The organism is Pseudomonas sp. PDM17, assembly GCF_014851985.1.
Lineage (GTDB): Bacteria > Pseudomonadota > Gammaproteobacteria > Pseudomonadales > Pseudomonadaceae > Pseudomonas.
The window spans coordinates 26,161-41,092 of the sequence record NZ_JACVAT010000007.1 but is presented as its reverse complement, the minus strand read 5'-3'; the positions used below and the strand labels follow the sequence as shown (position 1 = coordinate 41,092).

At 65.6% G+C, this 14,932-nt stretch carries 16 protein-coding genes; 9 read left to right on the top strand and 7 right to left on the bottom strand.

Translation table 11 applies throughout. The features are described from left to right. Positions 1 to 105 precede the first annotated feature (105 nt). On the top strand, positions 106 to 633 hold the full coding sequence (locus tag IB256_RS23755; protein ID WP_192296286.1) for a DUF3828 domain-containing protein: 528 nt from the start codon (positions 106 to 108) through the stop codon (positions 631 to 633). A gap of 132 nt (positions 634 to 765) precedes the next feature. On the opposite strand, the gene IB256_RS23750 is transcribed toward IB256_RS23755, so the two are convergent. Then, the gene (locus IB256_RS23750) at positions 766 to 2,151 is read right to left on the bottom strand and encodes an NAD-dependent succinate-semialdehyde dehydrogenase (RefSeq protein ID WP_192296287.1); all 1,386 of its coding nucleotides are present in this window, start codon (positions 2,149 to 2,151) and stop codon (positions 766 to 768) included. Between the two features lie 144 nt (positions 2,152 to 2,295). Between IB256_RS23750 and ptrR the strand changes: the two genes are divergently transcribed. Together ptrR and IB256_RS23740 are read left to right on the top strand one after the other, a co-directional pair. After that, a complete protein-coding gene (gene ptrR, locus IB256_RS23745; RefSeq protein ID WP_192296288.1) occupies positions 2,296 to 3,174 on the top strand; it encodes a putrescine utilization regulator PtrR in 879 nt (292 codons plus the stop codon). A gap of 192 nt (positions 3,175 to 3,366) precedes the next feature. Further along, the gene (locus IB256_RS23740) at positions 3,367 to 4,293 is read left to right on the top strand and encodes a hypothetical protein (protein ID WP_192404333.1); all 927 of its coding nucleotides are present in this window, start codon (positions 3,367 to 3,369) and stop codon (positions 4,291 to 4,293) included. A gap of 70 nt (positions 4,294 to 4,363) precedes the next feature. Here the strand turns inward: IB256_RS23740 and IB256_RS23735 are convergent, their stop codons facing one another. Next, on the bottom strand, positions 4,364 to 5,911 hold the full coding sequence (locus tag IB256_RS23735; protein ID WP_192296290.1) for a nucleobase:cation symporter-2 family protein: 1,548 nt from the start codon (positions 5,909 to 5,911) through the stop codon (positions 4,364 to 4,366). Between the two features lie 379 nt (positions 5,912 to 6,290). On the opposite strand from IB256_RS23735, the gene IB256_RS23730 reads away from it, so the two are divergent. Further along, positions 6,291 to 7,184, top strand: a complete 894-nt coding sequence (locus tag IB256_RS23730; protein ID WP_192404331.1) for a LysR substrate-binding domain-containing protein — start codon at positions 6,291 to 6,293, stop codon at positions 7,182 to 7,184. Here IB256_RS23730 and IB256_RS23725 read toward each other — a convergent pair. Next, entirely contained in the window at positions 7,178 to 8,101 is a 924-nt protein-coding gene (locus tag IB256_RS23725; protein ID WP_192404329.1) for an MBL fold metallo-hydrolase, read from the bottom strand. The genes IB256_RS23730 and IB256_RS23725 overlap by 7 nt on opposite strands. Positions 8,102 to 8,527: 426 nt before the next feature. Here IB256_RS23725 and IB256_RS23720 point away from each other — a divergent pair, with 426 nt between their 5' ends. Next, a complete protein-coding gene (locus tag IB256_RS23720; protein WP_192404327.1) occupies positions 8,528 to 9,220 on the top strand; it encodes a B3/4 domain-containing protein in 693 nt (230 codons plus the stop codon). A gap of 4 nt (positions 9,221 to 9,224) precedes the next feature. On the opposite strand, the gene IB256_RS23715 is transcribed toward IB256_RS23720, so the two are convergent. Continuing rightward, entirely contained in the window at positions 9,225 to 9,854 is a 630-nt protein-coding gene (locus IB256_RS23715; protein ID WP_192404325.1) for a TetR family transcriptional regulator, read from the bottom strand. 96 nt (positions 9,855 to 9,950) lie between these two features. Here IB256_RS23715 and IB256_RS23710 point away from each other — a divergent pair, with 96 nt between their 5' ends. After that, on the top strand, positions 9,951 to 10,616 hold the full coding sequence (locus IB256_RS23710) for an O-methyltransferase (protein WP_192404322.1): 666 nt from the start codon (positions 9,951 to 9,953) through the stop codon (positions 10,614 to 10,616). Positions 10,617 to 10,627: 11 nt separating this feature from the next. Here IB256_RS23710 and IB256_RS23705 read toward each other — a convergent pair whose 3' ends face one another. After that, positions 10,628 to 11,551: a LysR family transcriptional regulator gene (locus tag IB256_RS23705; RefSeq protein WP_192296296.1), complete on the bottom strand. Its 924-nt coding sequence runs from the start codon at positions 11,549 to 11,551 to the stop codon at positions 10,628 to 10,630. Positions 11,552 to 11,715: 164 nt separating this feature from the next. Between IB256_RS23705 and IB256_RS23700 the strand changes: the two genes are divergently transcribed. Beyond that, positions 11,716 to 12,114 (top strand): RidA family protein, encoded by a 399-nt coding sequence (locus tag IB256_RS23700; protein WP_192404320.1) that lies wholly within the window; start codon positions 11,716 to 11,718, stop codon positions 12,112 to 12,114. Here IB256_RS23700 and IB256_RS23695 read toward each other — a convergent pair. Next, positions 12,111 to 13,028 carry a LysR family transcriptional regulator gene (locus tag IB256_RS23695; RefSeq protein WP_225601931.1) on the bottom strand — a complete coding sequence of 306 codons (918 nt, stop codon included), beginning with the start codon at positions 13,026 to 13,028 and terminating at the stop codon, positions 12,111 to 12,113. The two genes, IB256_RS23700 and IB256_RS23695, sit on opposite strands and share 4 nt — an antisense overlap. Before the next feature lie 95 nt (positions 13,029 to 13,123). Here IB256_RS23695 and IB256_RS23690 point away from each other — a divergent pair, with 95 nt between their 5' ends. After that, positions 13,124 to 13,624, top strand: coding sequence for a GNAT family N-acetyltransferase (locus IB256_RS23690; RefSeq protein WP_192296298.1), 501 nt, complete (start codon positions 13,124 to 13,126; stop codon positions 13,622 to 13,624). 32 nt (positions 13,625 to 13,656) lie between these two features. On the opposite strand, the gene IB256_RS23685 is transcribed toward IB256_RS23690, so the two are convergent. Continuing rightward, on the bottom strand, positions 13,657 to 14,076 hold the full coding sequence (locus IB256_RS23685) for a transcriptional regulator (protein WP_081516638.1): 420 nt from the start codon (positions 14,074 to 14,076) through the stop codon (positions 13,657 to 13,659). A gap of 218 nt (positions 14,077 to 14,294) precedes the next feature. On the opposite strand from IB256_RS23685, the gene IB256_RS23680 reads away from it, so the two are divergent. Continuing rightward, positions 14,295 to 14,684: a hypothetical protein gene (locus IB256_RS23680; RefSeq protein ID WP_225601930.1), complete on the top strand. Its 390-nt coding sequence runs from the start codon at positions 14,295 to 14,297 to the stop codon at positions 14,682 to 14,684. The last annotated feature ends 248 nt before the right edge of the window (positions 14,685 to 14,932 follow it).

The window sequence follows — 14,932 nt, the reverse complement described above, 5'->3', positions numbered from 1 at the left end:
TGGGGCTGGCGGTTGCCCCGAGGCTATCGGCCGCAGCTTTAACCACATCACGGATTTTCGAGGCTGCACTGGGCGATGATGCCCGGCTGACCGATGGAGAATCCCATGGCCTTCCTGCGATCCGCTTTCGCCCTGTCGCTGATACTGCTGACGCTCTTCGATACTTCGCTCGCGGCCTCGACTTCGGCGACCGATAGCGCCAGCGCGGAACGCTTCCTGCGCCGGCTGTACGCCAGCTATACGCCGGACGGCCCGGGCGTGCCGAACCCGACATTGAAGGAAGAGGACGTCTACGATGCCTCGCTGATCGCACTGATGAAGGCTGACCAGGACGCCGCTGATGGCGAGCTGGGCTACCTCGGTGGCGACCCGTTGTGCGATTGCCAGGACTGGGGCGATATCAAGGTGAAGACGCTGCAGTTCGACACGGTCGACGAGGACCGACTCAAGGCGCGGGTGGTGCTCAAGGATGCCCTGACGGGTGAGGACCGCGATCTTGGCCTGCTGCTGCATCGCACGGCTGGCGGTTGGCTCGTCGAAGACTGCTTCAACGAGCGGGGCAGCCTGGCCGAGAACCTGCGGCACAGCACCCAGGAACTTCTTCAGCTGAAGAAGGGCGCGAGCAAGCCTTGACGTAGATTGCAGGAGCGGGCCGTGCGCGCGATCGCGGGCGTGGCCCGCTCCTGCAGTTGATGCACCGATGCGGACGCTCTGCCACGCACGCAAAAAAAAGGCCCCTGGAAGGGGCCTTTTTTTTGGGGCGACTTACTTGCGGTCGATCCACACGGTCTGCGGGTTGGTGAACTCGCGCAGGCCGAAGTGCGACAGCTCGCGACCGAAGCCGCTCTTCTTCACGCCGCCGATCGGTACGCGGGGATCGGAGGCGGAGAAGCCGTTGATGAACACGCCACCGCTGACCAGGCGACGGGCCATGTGCTGGGCCTTGGCCTTGTCGGCACTCCAGATCGCGCCGGAGAGGCCGAACTCGCTGTCGTTGGCCAGCTCCAGGGCATGCTCGGCGTCGCGGGCGACGATCAGCGAAGCGACGGGGCCGAAGATTTCCTTCTTGAACGCGGTGTTGCCCGGCTTCACGTCGGCCAGCACGGTCGGCGCGTAGTAGTTGCCTTCGCCTTCGAGCTTGTGGCCGCCCAGCAGCAGAGTGGCGCCATCGGCGATGGCCTGCTGAACCTGGCCGTCCAGTTCCTCGCGCAGGTCGAAGCGGGCCATCGGGCCGACGAAGGTGTCGTCCGCCAGCGGGTCGCCGATCTTCAGCGCCTTGACGGCGGCCAGCAGTTTCTCGGTGAAGGCCGGGGCGATGGATTCTTCGAGGATCATGCGCTTGGCGGCGATGCACACCTGGCCGCAGTTGCCGAAGCGGCTGGCGACGGCGGCTTTCACGGCGGCGTCGAGGTCGGCGTCGGCGAGCACGATGAAGGCGTCGGAACCGCCCAGCTCCAGCACGCACTTCTTCAGCGCGGCACCGGCCTGGGAGGCGATGGCGGCGCCGGCGCCGACACTGCCGGTCACGGCGATGGAGGCGATGCGGTCATCGGCGATGGCCTTGGAGACCAGCGGCGGCTCGACGTTCAGTACCTCGAACACGCCTTCGGGCAGGCCGGCCTGCAGCCACGCGTCGCGCAGCTGATAGGCGCAGCCCATGACGTTCGGCGCGTGCTTGAGGACGTAGGTGTTGCCGCCCAGGATGATGCTCACCGCGCCACGCATGACCTGCCAGGTGGGGAAGTTCCACGGCATCACGGCCAGGACCGGGCCCAGCGGCAGATAGGAGATGTATGCGCCTTCAATGCTGGTCTTCTCGTCTTCGAGCATGGCCGGGCCGTTGTCGGCGTACCACTCGCAGAGGTTGGCGCACTTGTTGATCTCGCCACGGGCCTGGGTGACCGGCATGCCCATTTCCTGGGCTTCCATGCGGGCCATCGGCTCGACGTTGGCGCGCAGGACTTCGGCCATCTTGCGCAGCACGGCGACACGTTCGGCGATGCTGGTGTCGCGCCATTGGCGGAACGCGGCATCGGTGCGAGCCAGCGAGGTCTCCAGCTGGGCGGCATCTTCGAAGGTGTAGCGGGCCAGTTCCTGGCCGGTGGCGGGGCTGCGGGAGATGGCAGCGGGGATGGCGGCGATCTGGTTCATGGTGAGTCCTGCTTGTTCTATGGGGAGGCGCAAGGCCGGTCGTTCGTCCGGGCGGGATGGCTCCGGGATGGCGCAGAAATTAAGATGCGCAACCATTCATGTAAAATGAATAATCAAGAAAGACTCTTTCTCTCGGAGAGAATCATGGACCTCACCCAGTTGGAAATCGTCCGCGCCGTCGCCAACGAGGGCAGCATCACTGCCGCTGCGGCCCGTCTACATCGCGTGCCGTCGAACCTCACCACGCGGATCAAACAGCTGGAAGCGGAGCTGGGCACCGAGCTATTCATCCGCGAGAAGCTGCGCCTCCGTCTGTCGCCGACCGGCCGCAGCTTCCTCGAATATGCCGAGCGCATCCTCGATCTGGTGGAGGAGGCCCGGCAGGTGGCGGTGGGCGCCGAACCCCATGGCGGCTTCTCCCTGGGCTCGATGGAGAGCACGGCGGCGGTACGCATCCCGGAAATGCTGGCGCGCTATCACCAGCAGTGCCCGAAGGTGCAGCTGGACCTGTCCACCGGCCCCTCGGGCGAGATGATCGACGGCGTGCTCTCCGGCCGTTTCATCGCCGCCTTTGCCGACGGCCCGGCCAACCACCCGCAGCTGGACGGCAAGCCGGTATACCGCGAGGAGCTGGTGCTGATGAGCGCCAGGCACCACGCGCCGGTGCATGACGCGCGGGACGTGGCGGGGGAGACGGTGTTCGCCTTCCGCGATACCTGCTCCTATCGCAAGCGCCTGGAAGGCTGGTTCGCCGAGCACCGCGTGGTGCCGGGCAAGATCATGGAGATGGAGTCCTACCACGGCATGCTCGCCTGCATCGCGGCGGGCGGCGGCGTGGCGATCATCCCGCGGGCGATGTTCGAGAGCCTGGCCGGCGGGCGCAACGTGGCGATCCACCGCCTGGCGCCGCAGCATGCCGACGCCACGACCTGGCTGTTCTGGCGGCGCGGCACCGATACGCCGGCGCTGCGGGCATTTATCGGACTACTGGATGCACCCCAGTCCGAGGCTGAAGTGGCCTGAGCGCGGGCCTTCGCGCGCGCTGTTTCGCCAGCGTTACGTAACGCCCCCGAGACAGCGGTTAAAAAATCACCAGGGCCTCTTGCAGCGGCTTGGCGCTGCGCTAACGTGAATTTCTCTGTTCGTCGTGCGAAGGCGGGAAACACCCTTCGCGGCAGGGCGTTTTTCCCGCTGACCTTCTGCCCGGAGCGCATGATGGAGACACGCAGCAAGAGACGACGCGCCAATACCCTGCAGATCACCCTGATGGGGGCGGGGCTGATGCTCCTCGCCCTGGCCCTCGCGGTCGCCCTGGTCGGCCTGTGGCCGCAGTCCTACCCGCAGTTTCCTCACGCCGGCGCAGTCGGCGACCCCGGCGTGCAATGCCTGATCGGCTGGTGTCCGGGCCCGGACGCGCGGCTGCTGGTGATGGTCATGGTCGCAGGCGCGCTGGGCAGTTTCGTCCATGTCGCGAAGTCCTTCGGCGACTTCGTCGGCAACGACCGCTTCATGGCCAGCTGGATCTGGTGGTACCTGCTCAAGCCCTGTATCGGCATGGCGCTGGCGCTGATGCTCTACCTGATCGTGCGCGCGGTGTTCCTCACGGTGAGCGGCGCCAGCGAACCGGCCAGCGTCAATCTCTATGGGCTGATGGCCATGGCCGCTCTGGTGGGGATGGCGTCCAAGCAGGGCACCGACAAGTTCGCCGTCCTCCTGGATGCGCTGTTTCGCACCCGCCATCCGGCCGGTGACGCGCGGCGCAAGGACCCGCTGGAAAACCCCCTTGCCGTCATCACCGAAGCACAGCCGCCAGTCCTCGATGCCCAGTCGCTTTACGTCACCTTGCGTGGCAAGGGTTTCAGCCGTGGCGCACGGGTGCAGGTGAATGGAAAGGAGCGCGAAACGTCGCTGGCCGACAGTTCGCGCCTGGCTTTCCAGCTGTTGCCCGAGGATGTGGCTGTTGGCGGCAGCCTGGCCGTGGTGGTGGTCAACCCGCCGCCGGGTGGCGGGCCTTCGGCATCGCTGATGCTGGAAGTGAGCGCGCCGCCGCAGGCAGAAACGGAGTCAGAACCGCTGCATGCTGAACCGGTGGCGATGGTAGTGGCTTCGGCCGAAGAAGACTCGGCGGTGGCGCTGCACTGAAGCTGCTCTTGGCTGGCAAGAACGAAAAAGGCCCCGGAAGGGGCCTTTCTCATGGGCGTCTGACTGAGCGTCAGGCGCTGCTGTTCACCGTCTCGCGCTTCACCGTTCTGGCGGCTGGCGCGTGGTGCTCGTCGTGGTCGTGATCGTCGCCGACCACCTGGACCTCGTTGCCTTCGGCGTCGTACAGCTTGCCGTTCTGGAAGTAGTCACCCTCGTTCAGCGCGGCGATGTCGCGGTAGCGCAGGGTGCGCTCCTCGGCGGCGACGAACACCGACTGCTGATTGGAGTTGCCGGTCTTGAGGTGGTTGAACAACAGGTTGAGACCAATGGCCATGATCGCCGCCGAGCTGATGCCCGAGTGGAAGATGGTGGCGAACCAGCTGGGGAAGTGCTCGTAGAAGCTGGGCGCGGCGATCGGGATCATGCCGAAGCCGATGGAGGTGGCGACGATGATCAGGTTCATGTTGTTGCGGTAGTCCACCTTGGACAGGGTGCGGATACCGCTGGCCGCCACGGTGCCGAACAGCACCACGCCGGCGCCGCCGAGCACGGAGGAAGGTACTGCGGCGATCACCCGGCCCATCACCGGCAGCAGGCCGAGGGTCACCAGGATCAGGCCGCCGGTGGCGACCACGTAGCGGCTTTTCACGCCGGTCACGGCTACCAGGCCGACGTTCTGGGCGAAGGCGCTCTGGGTGAAGGAGCCGAAGATCGGCGCCAGGATGCTCGACGCCATGTCGGCGCGCAGGCCGTTGCCCAGGCGCTTGGAGTCGACCTTGGTGCCGATGATCTCACCGACGGCGAGGATATCCGCCGAGGTTTCCACCAGGGTCACCATGATCACGATCAGCATCGAGAGGATCGCGGCGATGTGGAAGGTCGGCATACCGAAGTGGAAGATCGCCGGGAAGGCGACCATCGGGCCCTCGGCCACGCGCGAGAAGTCAGTCATGCCAAGAGCGGCGGCGATCAGGGTGCCGATCACCATGGCCAGCAGGATCGACAGGCGCGAGATGGACGCGCTGCCCAGCTTGCTCAGCAGCAGGACGATCACCAGGGTGAGCGCGGCCAGACCGATGTTGGCCATGCTGCCGAAGTCCGGTGCCTTGGGGTTGCCGCCCATGGCCCAGCGCGCCGCTACCGGCATCAGCGTGAGGCCGATGGTGGTGATGACGATACCGGTGACCAGCGGGGGGAAGAACTTGGTGATGCGCGAGAAGATCGGCGTGATCAGGAAGCCGATGAACGAGGCCGCCATTACCGCGCCGAGCACGGCGTTCAGGCCGCCGCCCTCATAGCCGCCGCCGAGGATCGCGATCATGGTGGCGACACCGGCGAAGGAGACGCCCTGCACCAGCGGCATCTGCGAGCCGAAGAAGGGAATGCCGAGGGTCTGCAGCAGGGTGGCGAGGCCACCGGCGAACAGCGAGGCGGCAATCAGCAGACCGATCTCGCTGGGGGAGAGCCCGGCCGCCTGGCCGAGGATCAGGGGCACGGCGACGATACCACCGTACATGGTCAGAACGTGTTGCAGGCCGTACGCCAGGTTGGCGCCGATTCCGAGGTTCTCGTCTTCCGGGCGTGCTCCGGCGGACGCTACAGCTGAACGATCATTCATGGCTGAGGACTCGCTTGTTTTTGTTGTGGGGCCACTGTAGACAAAGTTAGTGGTGAATATCCACTGTTTTGTATACATGTTTTCGGCCAGTGGTCCGGAATCTGACCGGTCGGTTATGTGTTTTCTCAGGGGCGATGGCTCTGCAATAGGTGTTCTGCAAGAAAACCTGACTCGGTGTGTCTTGCACGAAATGTGTGCATGTTTGAATCCAAAAGCACTACTTGGCTGCATGCAAAGCTCCGAAAGGTTCTTGCCGGCCCCCTGTACACAGGTCATCGCAAATTGCGGGCCAGTCATGCTCCGAGCTCGTCGTTCTCCCCGACGAAGGCTGCTCCTGCTATAACCGTCCGCCTTGGTTATTGCCGGATTTCGAAAAGAGATGGCCCTCCCACCGCTGCACAGTTTCAGGGTGTTCGAAAGCGTGGCCCGCCTGGGTAGCCTGGCCGCGGCTGCCGTCGAGCTGCACGTCACCACAGGCGCGGTCAGCCAGCAGGTCAAGGCGCTGCAGGCCAGCCTGGGCGTGGAGCTGTTCGAGAAGCGTGGCCGCCAGTTGGTACTGACCGACAGCGGCCGCGAGCTGCAGAGGCGCGTGGCCAGTGCGCTGGGCGAGATCACCGGGGCCGTCCAGGCGTTGCAGGCGGGCGTCCGGCTGGACGAGGACAGGGTGGACATCTGCCTGTCGATCCCGCCGGCCGAAGGCGTGGAGTGGCTGACCCGGCCGTTGCTGCGCTTCATGGAGGTGTCGCGCTCGGTGCGGGTCAGCGTGATCACCGCTCCGGGCATGCCGCAGGTGGACTGGCGCCGCGCCGACGTGGCGGTTATCTACGGCACGCCACCATGGCCGGGTGTCTGGTGGCGCCTGCTGCATGGCATCCGCATGACGCCGGTGTGTAGCCCGCAATACCTGCGTGGGCCGCTGGCCATCGTCGAGGCTGCCGACCTGGCGCGGCACCGGCTGCTGCATGAGGATGACGGCAGCCAGTGGCAGCAATGGCTGGCCGAGGCTGGATACAGTCGGGGTGGTGCCGAGGCCATCCATTTCGAAGACTTCGGCATGGTCCTGCAGGCAGCGCGCGATGGTTTCGGCGTGGCGCTCAGCGATGAAACGGTGTCACAGCGCGACCTCGACGAAGGCCGGCTGGTGCGCCCGCTGCCGATCTCGGTGGCGGCGGTGCACAACTACTACGTGGTCTGCCCCGAGGCGAAACGTGAACGCCCGGAGGTCCGGGCGTTCATCGAGTGGTTGCTGTCGATCAGCGAGCCGGCTCAGTAGCCGTAACCGCGCCCATCGGTGAACTGGATGTCGGTGAGGATGCTGATGTCCTTCTCTACCTTGTACAGCTCCGAGCTCCTGATCAGCTCCGGGTCGCTGAAGGCTTCGCCCTTGGCGCGACCGGCCTGGATCTGCTGCATCTTGTCGCGCACTGCCACCACGTCGGCGTAGGTCATGGCCGGCACCTTGCTCGGGTCCTCGTCGGCGTGGGCGCCGTAAAGGGTGGTCTGCGGGTTGATCACCTTCAGCGTGGAATCCAGTGAGGCCACGTAGTCCTTGAGGTTCCCGGCCAGCAGCCAGGACGGATAGAGGTGGTCGCCGGAGAGCAGGATGTTGTGCGCCTCATCGAACAGCGCCACTTCGTCCGGCGTGTGGCCGGGCATGCTTAGCAGGCGCAGCTTGAGGCCGCCCAGGTCGATCACCTCGTCGGGCTTCACCAGGCGCGAGACCTTGAAGGGTGCCAGAGTCATGTGGTCGATGTTGCCCAGGTAGACCGGCTCGGGCACCTGGAAGAGGCCGTCGGCACGGCGGAATTTCGCGGTGAAGGGCGTATCCACCAGGTAGATGCTCTGGAAGTTGTGCAGCCCGCCCAGGTGGTCGAAGTGCAGGTGCGAAGGCAGCACCGACAGCGGCTTGTCGGTGATCTGGTGGGCGACCTGGGTGATGTCTTCCTTCTGGTTGGCGCCGGAGTCGAACATCAGCGCCTGGTTCGCACCCACCAGCAGGTACGAATAATTCTTCTGGTAGTAGTTCGGCTCGCCGATGGCGTAGAGGAAGTCCGTCAGCTTGTGTACCACGAAGGCCGGCTTTTCAGCCTTGGGGGCTTCGGACTTGGGTGCTTCCGCGGCGGTCGTGGCGAAGGGCGCGCCGAGGAGGGTGGTGGAAGCCAGGGCCAGGACTTTGATCAGCGTGCGCATGGGGCGCGAACCTCTTTCTCGTTGTTGTCAGGGCGGCGGGTTGTCCGCCGGCCCATCTCACCGCTGGCGAGGGTGTACTTCAATGCACGATTTCTGCGGCCCGACAGTTCAGTTCAGCTAAAGCCTGGCGGAATTAGCAAAGATGATTTTCACGGTTCCGCATAAGCAGGGCTAATCAATCATTCGGGGATTTCATGGCAGCAACGGGGCTATGCCGGTAGAACTATCTGGGTCGGGTGCGCTGTTCGTGCCCATTCCTACTGTTCCGGAGCTATTCCAATGAAGTCCAGATGGACCGCCTTGCTGTGTGTGCTGAAAACCCTCTCCGTCGCCTGGGGCGACTACAACAAGCGCAACTTCGTCCGCCGCTGAGGCGGGCAACCTGAGAGTCCGAATCGCCCCGTTTCACCGTACAAGGATTTCGCCATGCAACGCGTCACGCCCCAGATCGATCCCGCCATCGCCGCCATCGCTCCTGGCTTTCTAGCCCTGAGCATCACGTTGGACGCCGCACCGATCCTCCATCCGGAGGTGGCGGAGCTGGCGCTGCAGCGAGCCTGCGCGGCACTGGCGGCGGGCGAGCCGGCCTGGGGTGACGCGCACCTGGCGGCCTGGGCCGAGGTGTTCCGCCGCTTCGGCGCCAAGCCCCAGCGCACGCCCTGTTCGGCGGAAGCGCTGCGCAAACGCGCGCTGCGTGACGGCAGCTTGCCGAGCATCGATCCGGTAGTGGACCTGTACAACGCCATCAGCGTGCAGTTCGCTATCCCGGTGGGCGGAGAAAACCTCGCCGCCTACGCCGGTACTCCGCGCCTGGTGATCGCCGAAGGCAGCGAAACCTTCGACACCGTGAAGGACGGTGCGCCGGCCCATGAATCACCCGATGCCGGCGAAGTCATCTGGCGCGACGACTTCGGCGTCACCTGCCGGCGCTGGAACTGGCGACAGGGCGTACGCACCCGTCTGGATGCCGAGGCGCAGCGTATGTGGTTCATCCTCGAAAGCCTGCCGGAGATGCCGCTGGAGGCCCTGCGCGAAGCGGGTGACCAGCTTGTCGCCGGATTGCTGGCGATGATGCCGGGGGCTCGGGCCGAGGTGCTGCTGGTGCATTGCAGGGCGTGAGCCGTTACTTCACCAGGCTTTCCAGGTATGCGCAGAACATATCCGCCATCGCTCCGCTGAACGCTTCGATCTCTTGCGCACTGCGCGGGCTTTCCGAGAACTGCTTGCCCACCGAACCCAGCGTCGTGGTGATCAGTTCGCGGGCCAGCGTGCGCTGCGTGTCGCTGGCTTGCGGCAGGACTTCGGCGATGAACGCCTGGAAGACGCCTTCGCTGGCAGCCTTGGCTTCCCTGGCCTCGGGGGCGTCGCGGTAGAGCGGGGCGGCATCGCTCAGGGCGATGCGCATGCGCGCTTCCTCGCACTCTGAGCGGATAAAGGCGTGCACCAGGTTGCGCAAGCGTTGCAGCGGCGGCTGGCTTTCATCGACCAACAGGCCGCGCAGCATCTCGGTGGTCTGCCGCCACTCGTCGCTCTGCAGGCGGAACAGGATCGCGGCCTTGTTCGGGAAGTACTGGTACAGCGAACCGACGCTGACCCCGGCGCGCTCGGCGACCCGCGCGGTGGTGAAACGCTGGGCGCCTTCCTTCTCCAGAACCTGAACAGCAGCGTCGAGAACGGCCGTCACGAGGTCGTTGGAACGGGCCTGTTTCGGCTCCTTGCGCGTGGAAATACGCGGGCTGCGGCGTTCGCTCATGGCTGGCTCCGACAATGCGAATAGTAAAACCTGACGAAAAGATCGCATTCTAGTCGGGCGCTTTTGCGCACTCAAATTCCACACGGGAAACCCACCATGACAACCCTCACTTCCGCCCCCGTGGCGCCCTTGCTGCAACACCTGTTCGAGGAGGCCGACGCGGCTTCTCCGCAGTCCAGCCCGGCCTTCGCCAACCTCGACCAGGCCGCGCTGACCCGCCTGATGCAGAGCAAGACGCAGTACCGCGAACTCTACGGCCAACTGAAGGACCAGCCGCTGCCCGTCTCGCGGGAAACCGGTGCGCTGCTGTACATGCTGGCGCGCGGCATCGGCGCGAAGAACATTGTCGAGTTCGGCACTTCGTTCGGCATCTCCACCCTGCATCTGGCGGCGGCGCTGCGCGACAACGGCGGTGGCCGGCTGATCACCAGCGAGTTCGAGCCGTCGAAAGTAGCGCGGGCGCAAGCCAACCTGGAGGCCGGCGGCTTGACCGACCTGGTGGAAATCCGCCAGGGCGACGCGCTGCAGACCCTGGCCTGCGACCTGCCGGAGAGCATCGACCTGCTGCTGCTCGACGGCGCCAAGTCGCTCTATCCGGAGATCCTCGCCCTGGTGGAAAGCCGCCTGCGCCCCGGCGCGATGGTCATCGCCGACAACGCCGACTACTGCCCGGAGTACCTCGCCGAAGTTCGCCTGCCGGGCGGGCGCTACCTGTCGATTCCCTTCGCGGACGATGTGGAACTGTCCATGCGCCTGGGCTGAAGCTGCGCGGGCTAGAGCGGCGGGTGGGCCACTGGGGCATGCCGCGCCATCAGCTCGGCGACCCAGTCGATGAAGACCCGCAGCTTGGCGCTGACGTGGCGATTGGGCGGGAAAGCCAGGTACAGCGGCATGCTCTCCATGCTCCAGTCACCGAACAGTTCCACCAGTTCGCCGCGCGCCAGGGCATCCAGCGCCATGTAACGCGGCAACCAGAGCACGCCCATGCCGGCAATCCCGGCGGCCAGGTAGGCGTTGCCATCGTCCACCGTGAGCACCGGGCGACCGTGGACCTGAACGCTCTCACCATCCTTCTGCAGGGCATAGGAAAGCGGCTTGCCGGTGCGCGCCCAGAGGTAGCCGACGATGCGTTGCTGGCTGTTCTCCAGCTCGCTCGGGTGCTGCGGCACACCGGCGCGTTGCAGGTAGGCGGGAGCGGCGAAAACCCCCAGTTGCAGCTCGCCAACCTTGCGCGCCATCAGCGACAGGTCGGCGAGCTCGCCGCCGCGCACCACGCAGTCGACGTTCTCGTCGATCAGGTCGACCATGCGGTCGCTGACGCCCAGGTCGATCTGGATGTCCGGATAGCGCTCGTGGAAGTCGGGCAGCGCGGGGATCAGCAGCAGGCGCGCCAGCGGGCTGGGGACGTCCACTCGCAGGCGCCCGCGCGGCAGGGCGGCAGCGCTGGAGAGGCTGGTCTCGGCATCGTCCATGTCCGCCAGCAGGCGTACCACGCGCTCGTAGTAAGCCGTGCCATCGGCGGTGAGATTGAGCTTGCGCGTGGTGCGGTTGAGCAGGCGCACACGCAGCCGCGCCTCGAGTTGCTGGATCAGCTGGGTCACGCTGGTGCGGCTCATGTGCAGGGTGTCGGCGGCTTTGGTGAAGCTGCCGGTTTCCACCACGCGGGCGAAGGCTTGCATCGCATCGAAACGGTCCATGGTGGCTCCGGCTGGTTGGTGAAAGAGAGGCTGTCCCAGGGCTGATTGTTTGGATTCTACAAACAATGCTGATCCGTATTGCCCGATTATCGCCGGTGCGCCGCGCCCTAACCTGACTCCATCGTTGAAACCGGGGCTTTGGCCCCCTCTGATGGAGCAAGTCCATGATTACTCGCGACGTGGTTTTTCCCGCTGGCCGCCAGGCCCTCTATGAACGTAATCGCTATTCCCCGGCGATCCGCAGCAACGGCCTGCTGTTCGTCTCCGGCCAGGTCGGCAGCCGCGAGGACGGCTCGCCCGAACCGGAGCTGGAAGCCCAGGTGCGCCGGGCCTTCGACAACCTCAACGCGATACTCGCCGCCGCCGGCTGCAGCTTCGAGGACGTGATCGACGTGACGGTATTCATGGTCGATCCGCAGATGAATTTCGAGCGTGCCTGGCAGGTCGCTGCCGACTACTGGGGCATGGCGCCCTATCCGACGGCAACGGCGGTGGGCGTGACCTGGCTGTATGGCTTCGACTTCGAGATCAAGGTGATCGCCAGACTGCCGGAGGGCCGCTAGGTGTCGCCCCGCGCCTGCAGCATCTGCTCGCGCAGCCAGCGGTGCGCCGGGCGGCTCGCATGGCGCGGGTGGTAGAGGATGCGCAGGCTGTAGCGCGGCAGCGTGATGGGCGCCGGGAACAACACCAGCGCACCGTCGGCATTGAGCTGTTGCGCCACGCGGCGGGGCAGGGTGAGCAGGTAATCGGAGGCGGCGACCAGGCTCGGTGCGGCCAGCAGGCTGGGCAGTTGTACCGCCACGTCGCGCTGAATGTCCTGGAGCGCCAGGGCAGCGTCGATCACGCCGACGGCGTCGCTCCAGGGCAGCACCACCACGTGCCGCTCGGCCAGGTAATGCTGCAGTGAAAGCCCGCCGCTGATCCGCGAGTGCCCTTTGCGCGCGACTACCACGTAGTCGTCGCTGAAGCACTCGATGGCCTCCAGGGCATCGCCTTCGCTGCGCTCGTGGGTAACCCCCAAGGCGAAGTGCACACGGCCTTCGCGCAGGTCGTCGAGCGAGTCCTGCTGGGTCGCGTAGACCACCTTGATGCGCAGGTGCGGGGCGAGTTTCTCGATCCGCGAAACAAGCCCCGGCAGCAGGGTGAAGCTGGTGTAGTCGGTGGCGGCGAAGACGAAGGTCTGGGTGGTGCTTGCCGGGTCGAAAGGCGCGGCGCTGGACAGTCGTTCGGCGAGCAGGGCCAGGGCCTCGCCGATGCCTTCGGCCATCAGCTCGGCCTGGGCGGTGGGCTGCATGGCGCTACCGGCACGGACGAACAGCTCATCGCCCAGGGTGTCGCGCAGGCGGCCCAGTGCGTGGCTGCAAGCGGAGGGACTCATGGCCAGTTCGTCGGCGGCGCTCACCACGCTGCGGTGACGGAACAGGGCGTCGAACACCAGCAGCAGATTGAGGTCGAGACGGCGCAGGTTGGCATGCATGATGTTCAGTATCCGGTGAAAAAAATGCAGTACGTGCATTCTGCGCTTTCATTATCCTGCTGTCTCCGATCCATCTGATCCACCGGAACATCACCATGAGCCAACCGACTTTCCGCATCGCCACCCCGGCCGACACCGACCGCTGCTTCGAGATCGAGATAGCCGCCTACGAAGGTGACGAGGCCGCGACGCGGGAGAAGATCGCCACGCGCATCGCACAGTACCCCGAAGGCTTCCTGATCATGGAGCTGGGCGGTGAGATCATCGGCTTCATCAACAGCGGCTGCGCGTTCGAGGTGGTGATGTCCGACGAGGAGTTCAAGGAGCTCATCGGCCACGATGCGGCGGCGCCCAACGTGGTGATCATGTCGGTGGTGATCGACCCTGCGCAGCAGGGCAGGAGCTACGCCACATTGCTGATGCGTACCTTCATCGAACGCATGGCCGGCCTGGGCAAGCGCACTATTCACCTGATGTGCAAGGACCGCCACGTACCGCTCTACGAACGCTTCGGCTTCCGCTACGTGAAGCCGTCGGCGTCCGACCACGGCGGCATGGCGTGGCACGAGATGGTGATGGAACTGCCTGCCGCCTGATGCTTGATACCTGATGCTTGGCGGCTGGCGCGTCAGCGTTCCGGCCGGTCGTTCACCCGGTCGCGGGTGGCGCGCTCGGCCAGCAGGTCGAAGGTTTCCGGCAGCAACGCGGCTTCGCCCTGTTCGTCGAGCAGTTGGCGGAACACCAGATGGTCCGGGAAGCTGCGGCTGATCAGGGTCAGCAGCTCGGTGCCGCGTTCGGTCAGTTCGAAGTTGTTGCCGGTGCCACCGTGCTCGCGCGGGCGTTCCTGGATGTAGCCATTGGCGAGCAGGTCGCCTTCCAGGTCGCCGGCGACTTTCTTCAGGTGATCGACGCTGCCGTCCACCGGCTCGCCCTGCAGCCGGTGCTGCTCGGCCACTTCCTCGCCGCACTCGCGGGCCTTGTAGGGTTGGTCGGCGCATTCCTGGGCGCGCAGCAGCAGGCGTTCGATCAGGTCCCAGTCATAGCTCATGGCGTGTCCTCCGGGGTCATCAATGCAGGGCCTTCCTGAGTTGCGACCCGGCCGGGCGGGTAGGGTTCGAACTTCCTGCGCGGCGGTGCGCCAACCCGTAGCCGCGCAACCATCGACGACGTCGAGCTTCACTATCGATGCAATCGAGTGGTGCGCCGGCCGGGCGCAGCTGACTATCTGTCCCAAGAGCTTGTCGAACCGAGCAAGGGACAGAAACGATGAACACACAGCGCCCCACACCCAATCGCCTGGCCGCCCGCATCGCCCTTGGTCCGTTGCTGCTGGCCGTGGCCAGTCTGACCGGCTGCGCGGCGACCTCGGAAACCCGGCTGAGCTGGGACAGCCTGGGTGGTACCACCGCCCAGGACAGCAGCACCTACCTGAGCTGTGTCGACGGCCGGCTCACCCCCGGCACTGCTACCTTCGTCAGTGACAGCGGCGCCACCCGCCAGCTGCTCACCGGCAGCGCCGATCCGCGGCAGGCCAGTGGCATCGTCCAGGTGACCCCGATCGCCGGTGGCAACCACTTCAGCGCCTACCAGCGCAGTGCCTGGCAGGACAAGGGCGAGCTGCTGGATGCCGCCTACCAGTGCGCACAGCACAGTTGAACCGACTTCGAGCGGGCCGCTCCCCCCAGCGGCCCGCCCAGCGCCGGCAGGCGGCGAATAGCCTGCGTCAGTGTCTGCCTTCGGGCTGCCGCTGATTCACTCTCCAGGGGCGCTCCCCCCAGCGCCCACCTATCGCCCGTCGAGCCCCCACTTGATGGGCGTTTTTTTTAATTTACGACTGTTGTGTATTCTGATCGGTCATGCCAGTGTGTGCGCCCTGGCGGCTGTATTCGCCTTTCCGTGCCCAG

What these genes read in the sequence shown, in the direction of transcription:
- IB256_RS23755 (WP_192296286.1), top strand. Translation starts at nt 106, where the DNA reads ATGGCCTTCCTGCGATCCGCTTTCGCCCTGTCGCTGATACTGCTGACG.
- IB256_RS23750 (WP_192296287.1), bottom strand. Translation starts at nt 2,151, where the DNA reads ATGAACCAGATCGCCGCCATCCCCGCTGCCATCTCCCGCAGCCCCGCC.
- ptrR (WP_192296288.1), top strand. Translation starts at nt 2,296, where the DNA reads ATGGACCTCACCCAGTTGGAAATCGTCCGCGCCGTCGCCAACGAGGGC.
- IB256_RS23740 (WP_192404333.1), top strand. Translation starts at nt 3,367, where the DNA reads ATGGAGACACGCAGCAAGAGACGACGCGCCAATACCCTGCAGATCACC.
- IB256_RS23735 (WP_192296290.1), bottom strand. Translation starts at nt 5,911, where the DNA reads ATGAATGATCGTTCAGCTGTAGCGTCCGCCGGAGCACGCCCGGAAGAC.
- IB256_RS23730 (WP_192404331.1), top strand. Translation starts at nt 6,291, where the DNA reads ATGGCCCTCCCACCGCTGCACAGTTTCAGGGTGTTCGAAAGCGTGGCC.
- IB256_RS23725 (WP_192404329.1), bottom strand. Translation starts at nt 8,101, where the DNA reads ATGCGCACGCTGATCAAAGTCCTGGCCCTGGCTTCCACCACCCTCCTC.
- IB256_RS23720 (WP_192404327.1), top strand. Translation starts at nt 8,528, where the DNA reads ATGCAACGCGTCACGCCCCAGATCGATCCCGCCATCGCCGCCATCGCT.
- IB256_RS23715 (WP_192404325.1), bottom strand. Translation starts at nt 9,854, where the DNA reads ATGAGCGAACGCCGCAGCCCGCGTATTTCCACGCGCAAGGAGCCGAAA.
- IB256_RS23710 (WP_192404322.1), top strand. Translation starts at nt 9,951, where the DNA reads ATGACAACCCTCACTTCCGCCCCCGTGGCGCCCTTGCTGCAACACCTG.
- IB256_RS23705 (WP_192296296.1), bottom strand. Translation starts at nt 11,551, where the DNA reads ATGGACCGTTTCGATGCGATGCAAGCCTTCGCCCGCGTGGTGGAAACC.
- IB256_RS23700 (WP_192404320.1), top strand. Translation starts at nt 11,716, where the DNA reads ATGATTACTCGCGACGTGGTTTTTCCCGCTGGCCGCCAGGCCCTCTAT.
- IB256_RS23695 (WP_225601931.1), bottom strand. Translation starts at nt 13,028, where the DNA reads ATGCATGCCAACCTGCGCCGTCTCGACCTCAATCTGCTGCTGGTGTTC.
- IB256_RS23690 (WP_192296298.1), top strand. Translation starts at nt 13,124, where the DNA reads ATGAGCCAACCGACTTTCCGCATCGCCACCCCGGCCGACACCGACCGC.
- IB256_RS23685 (WP_081516638.1), bottom strand. Translation starts at nt 14,076, where the DNA reads ATGAGCTATGACTGGGACCTGATCGAACGCCTGCTGCTGCGCGCCCAG.
- IB256_RS23680 (WP_225601930.1), top strand. Translation starts at nt 14,295, where the DNA reads ATGAACACACAGCGCCCCACACCCAATCGCCTGGCCGCCCGCATCGCC.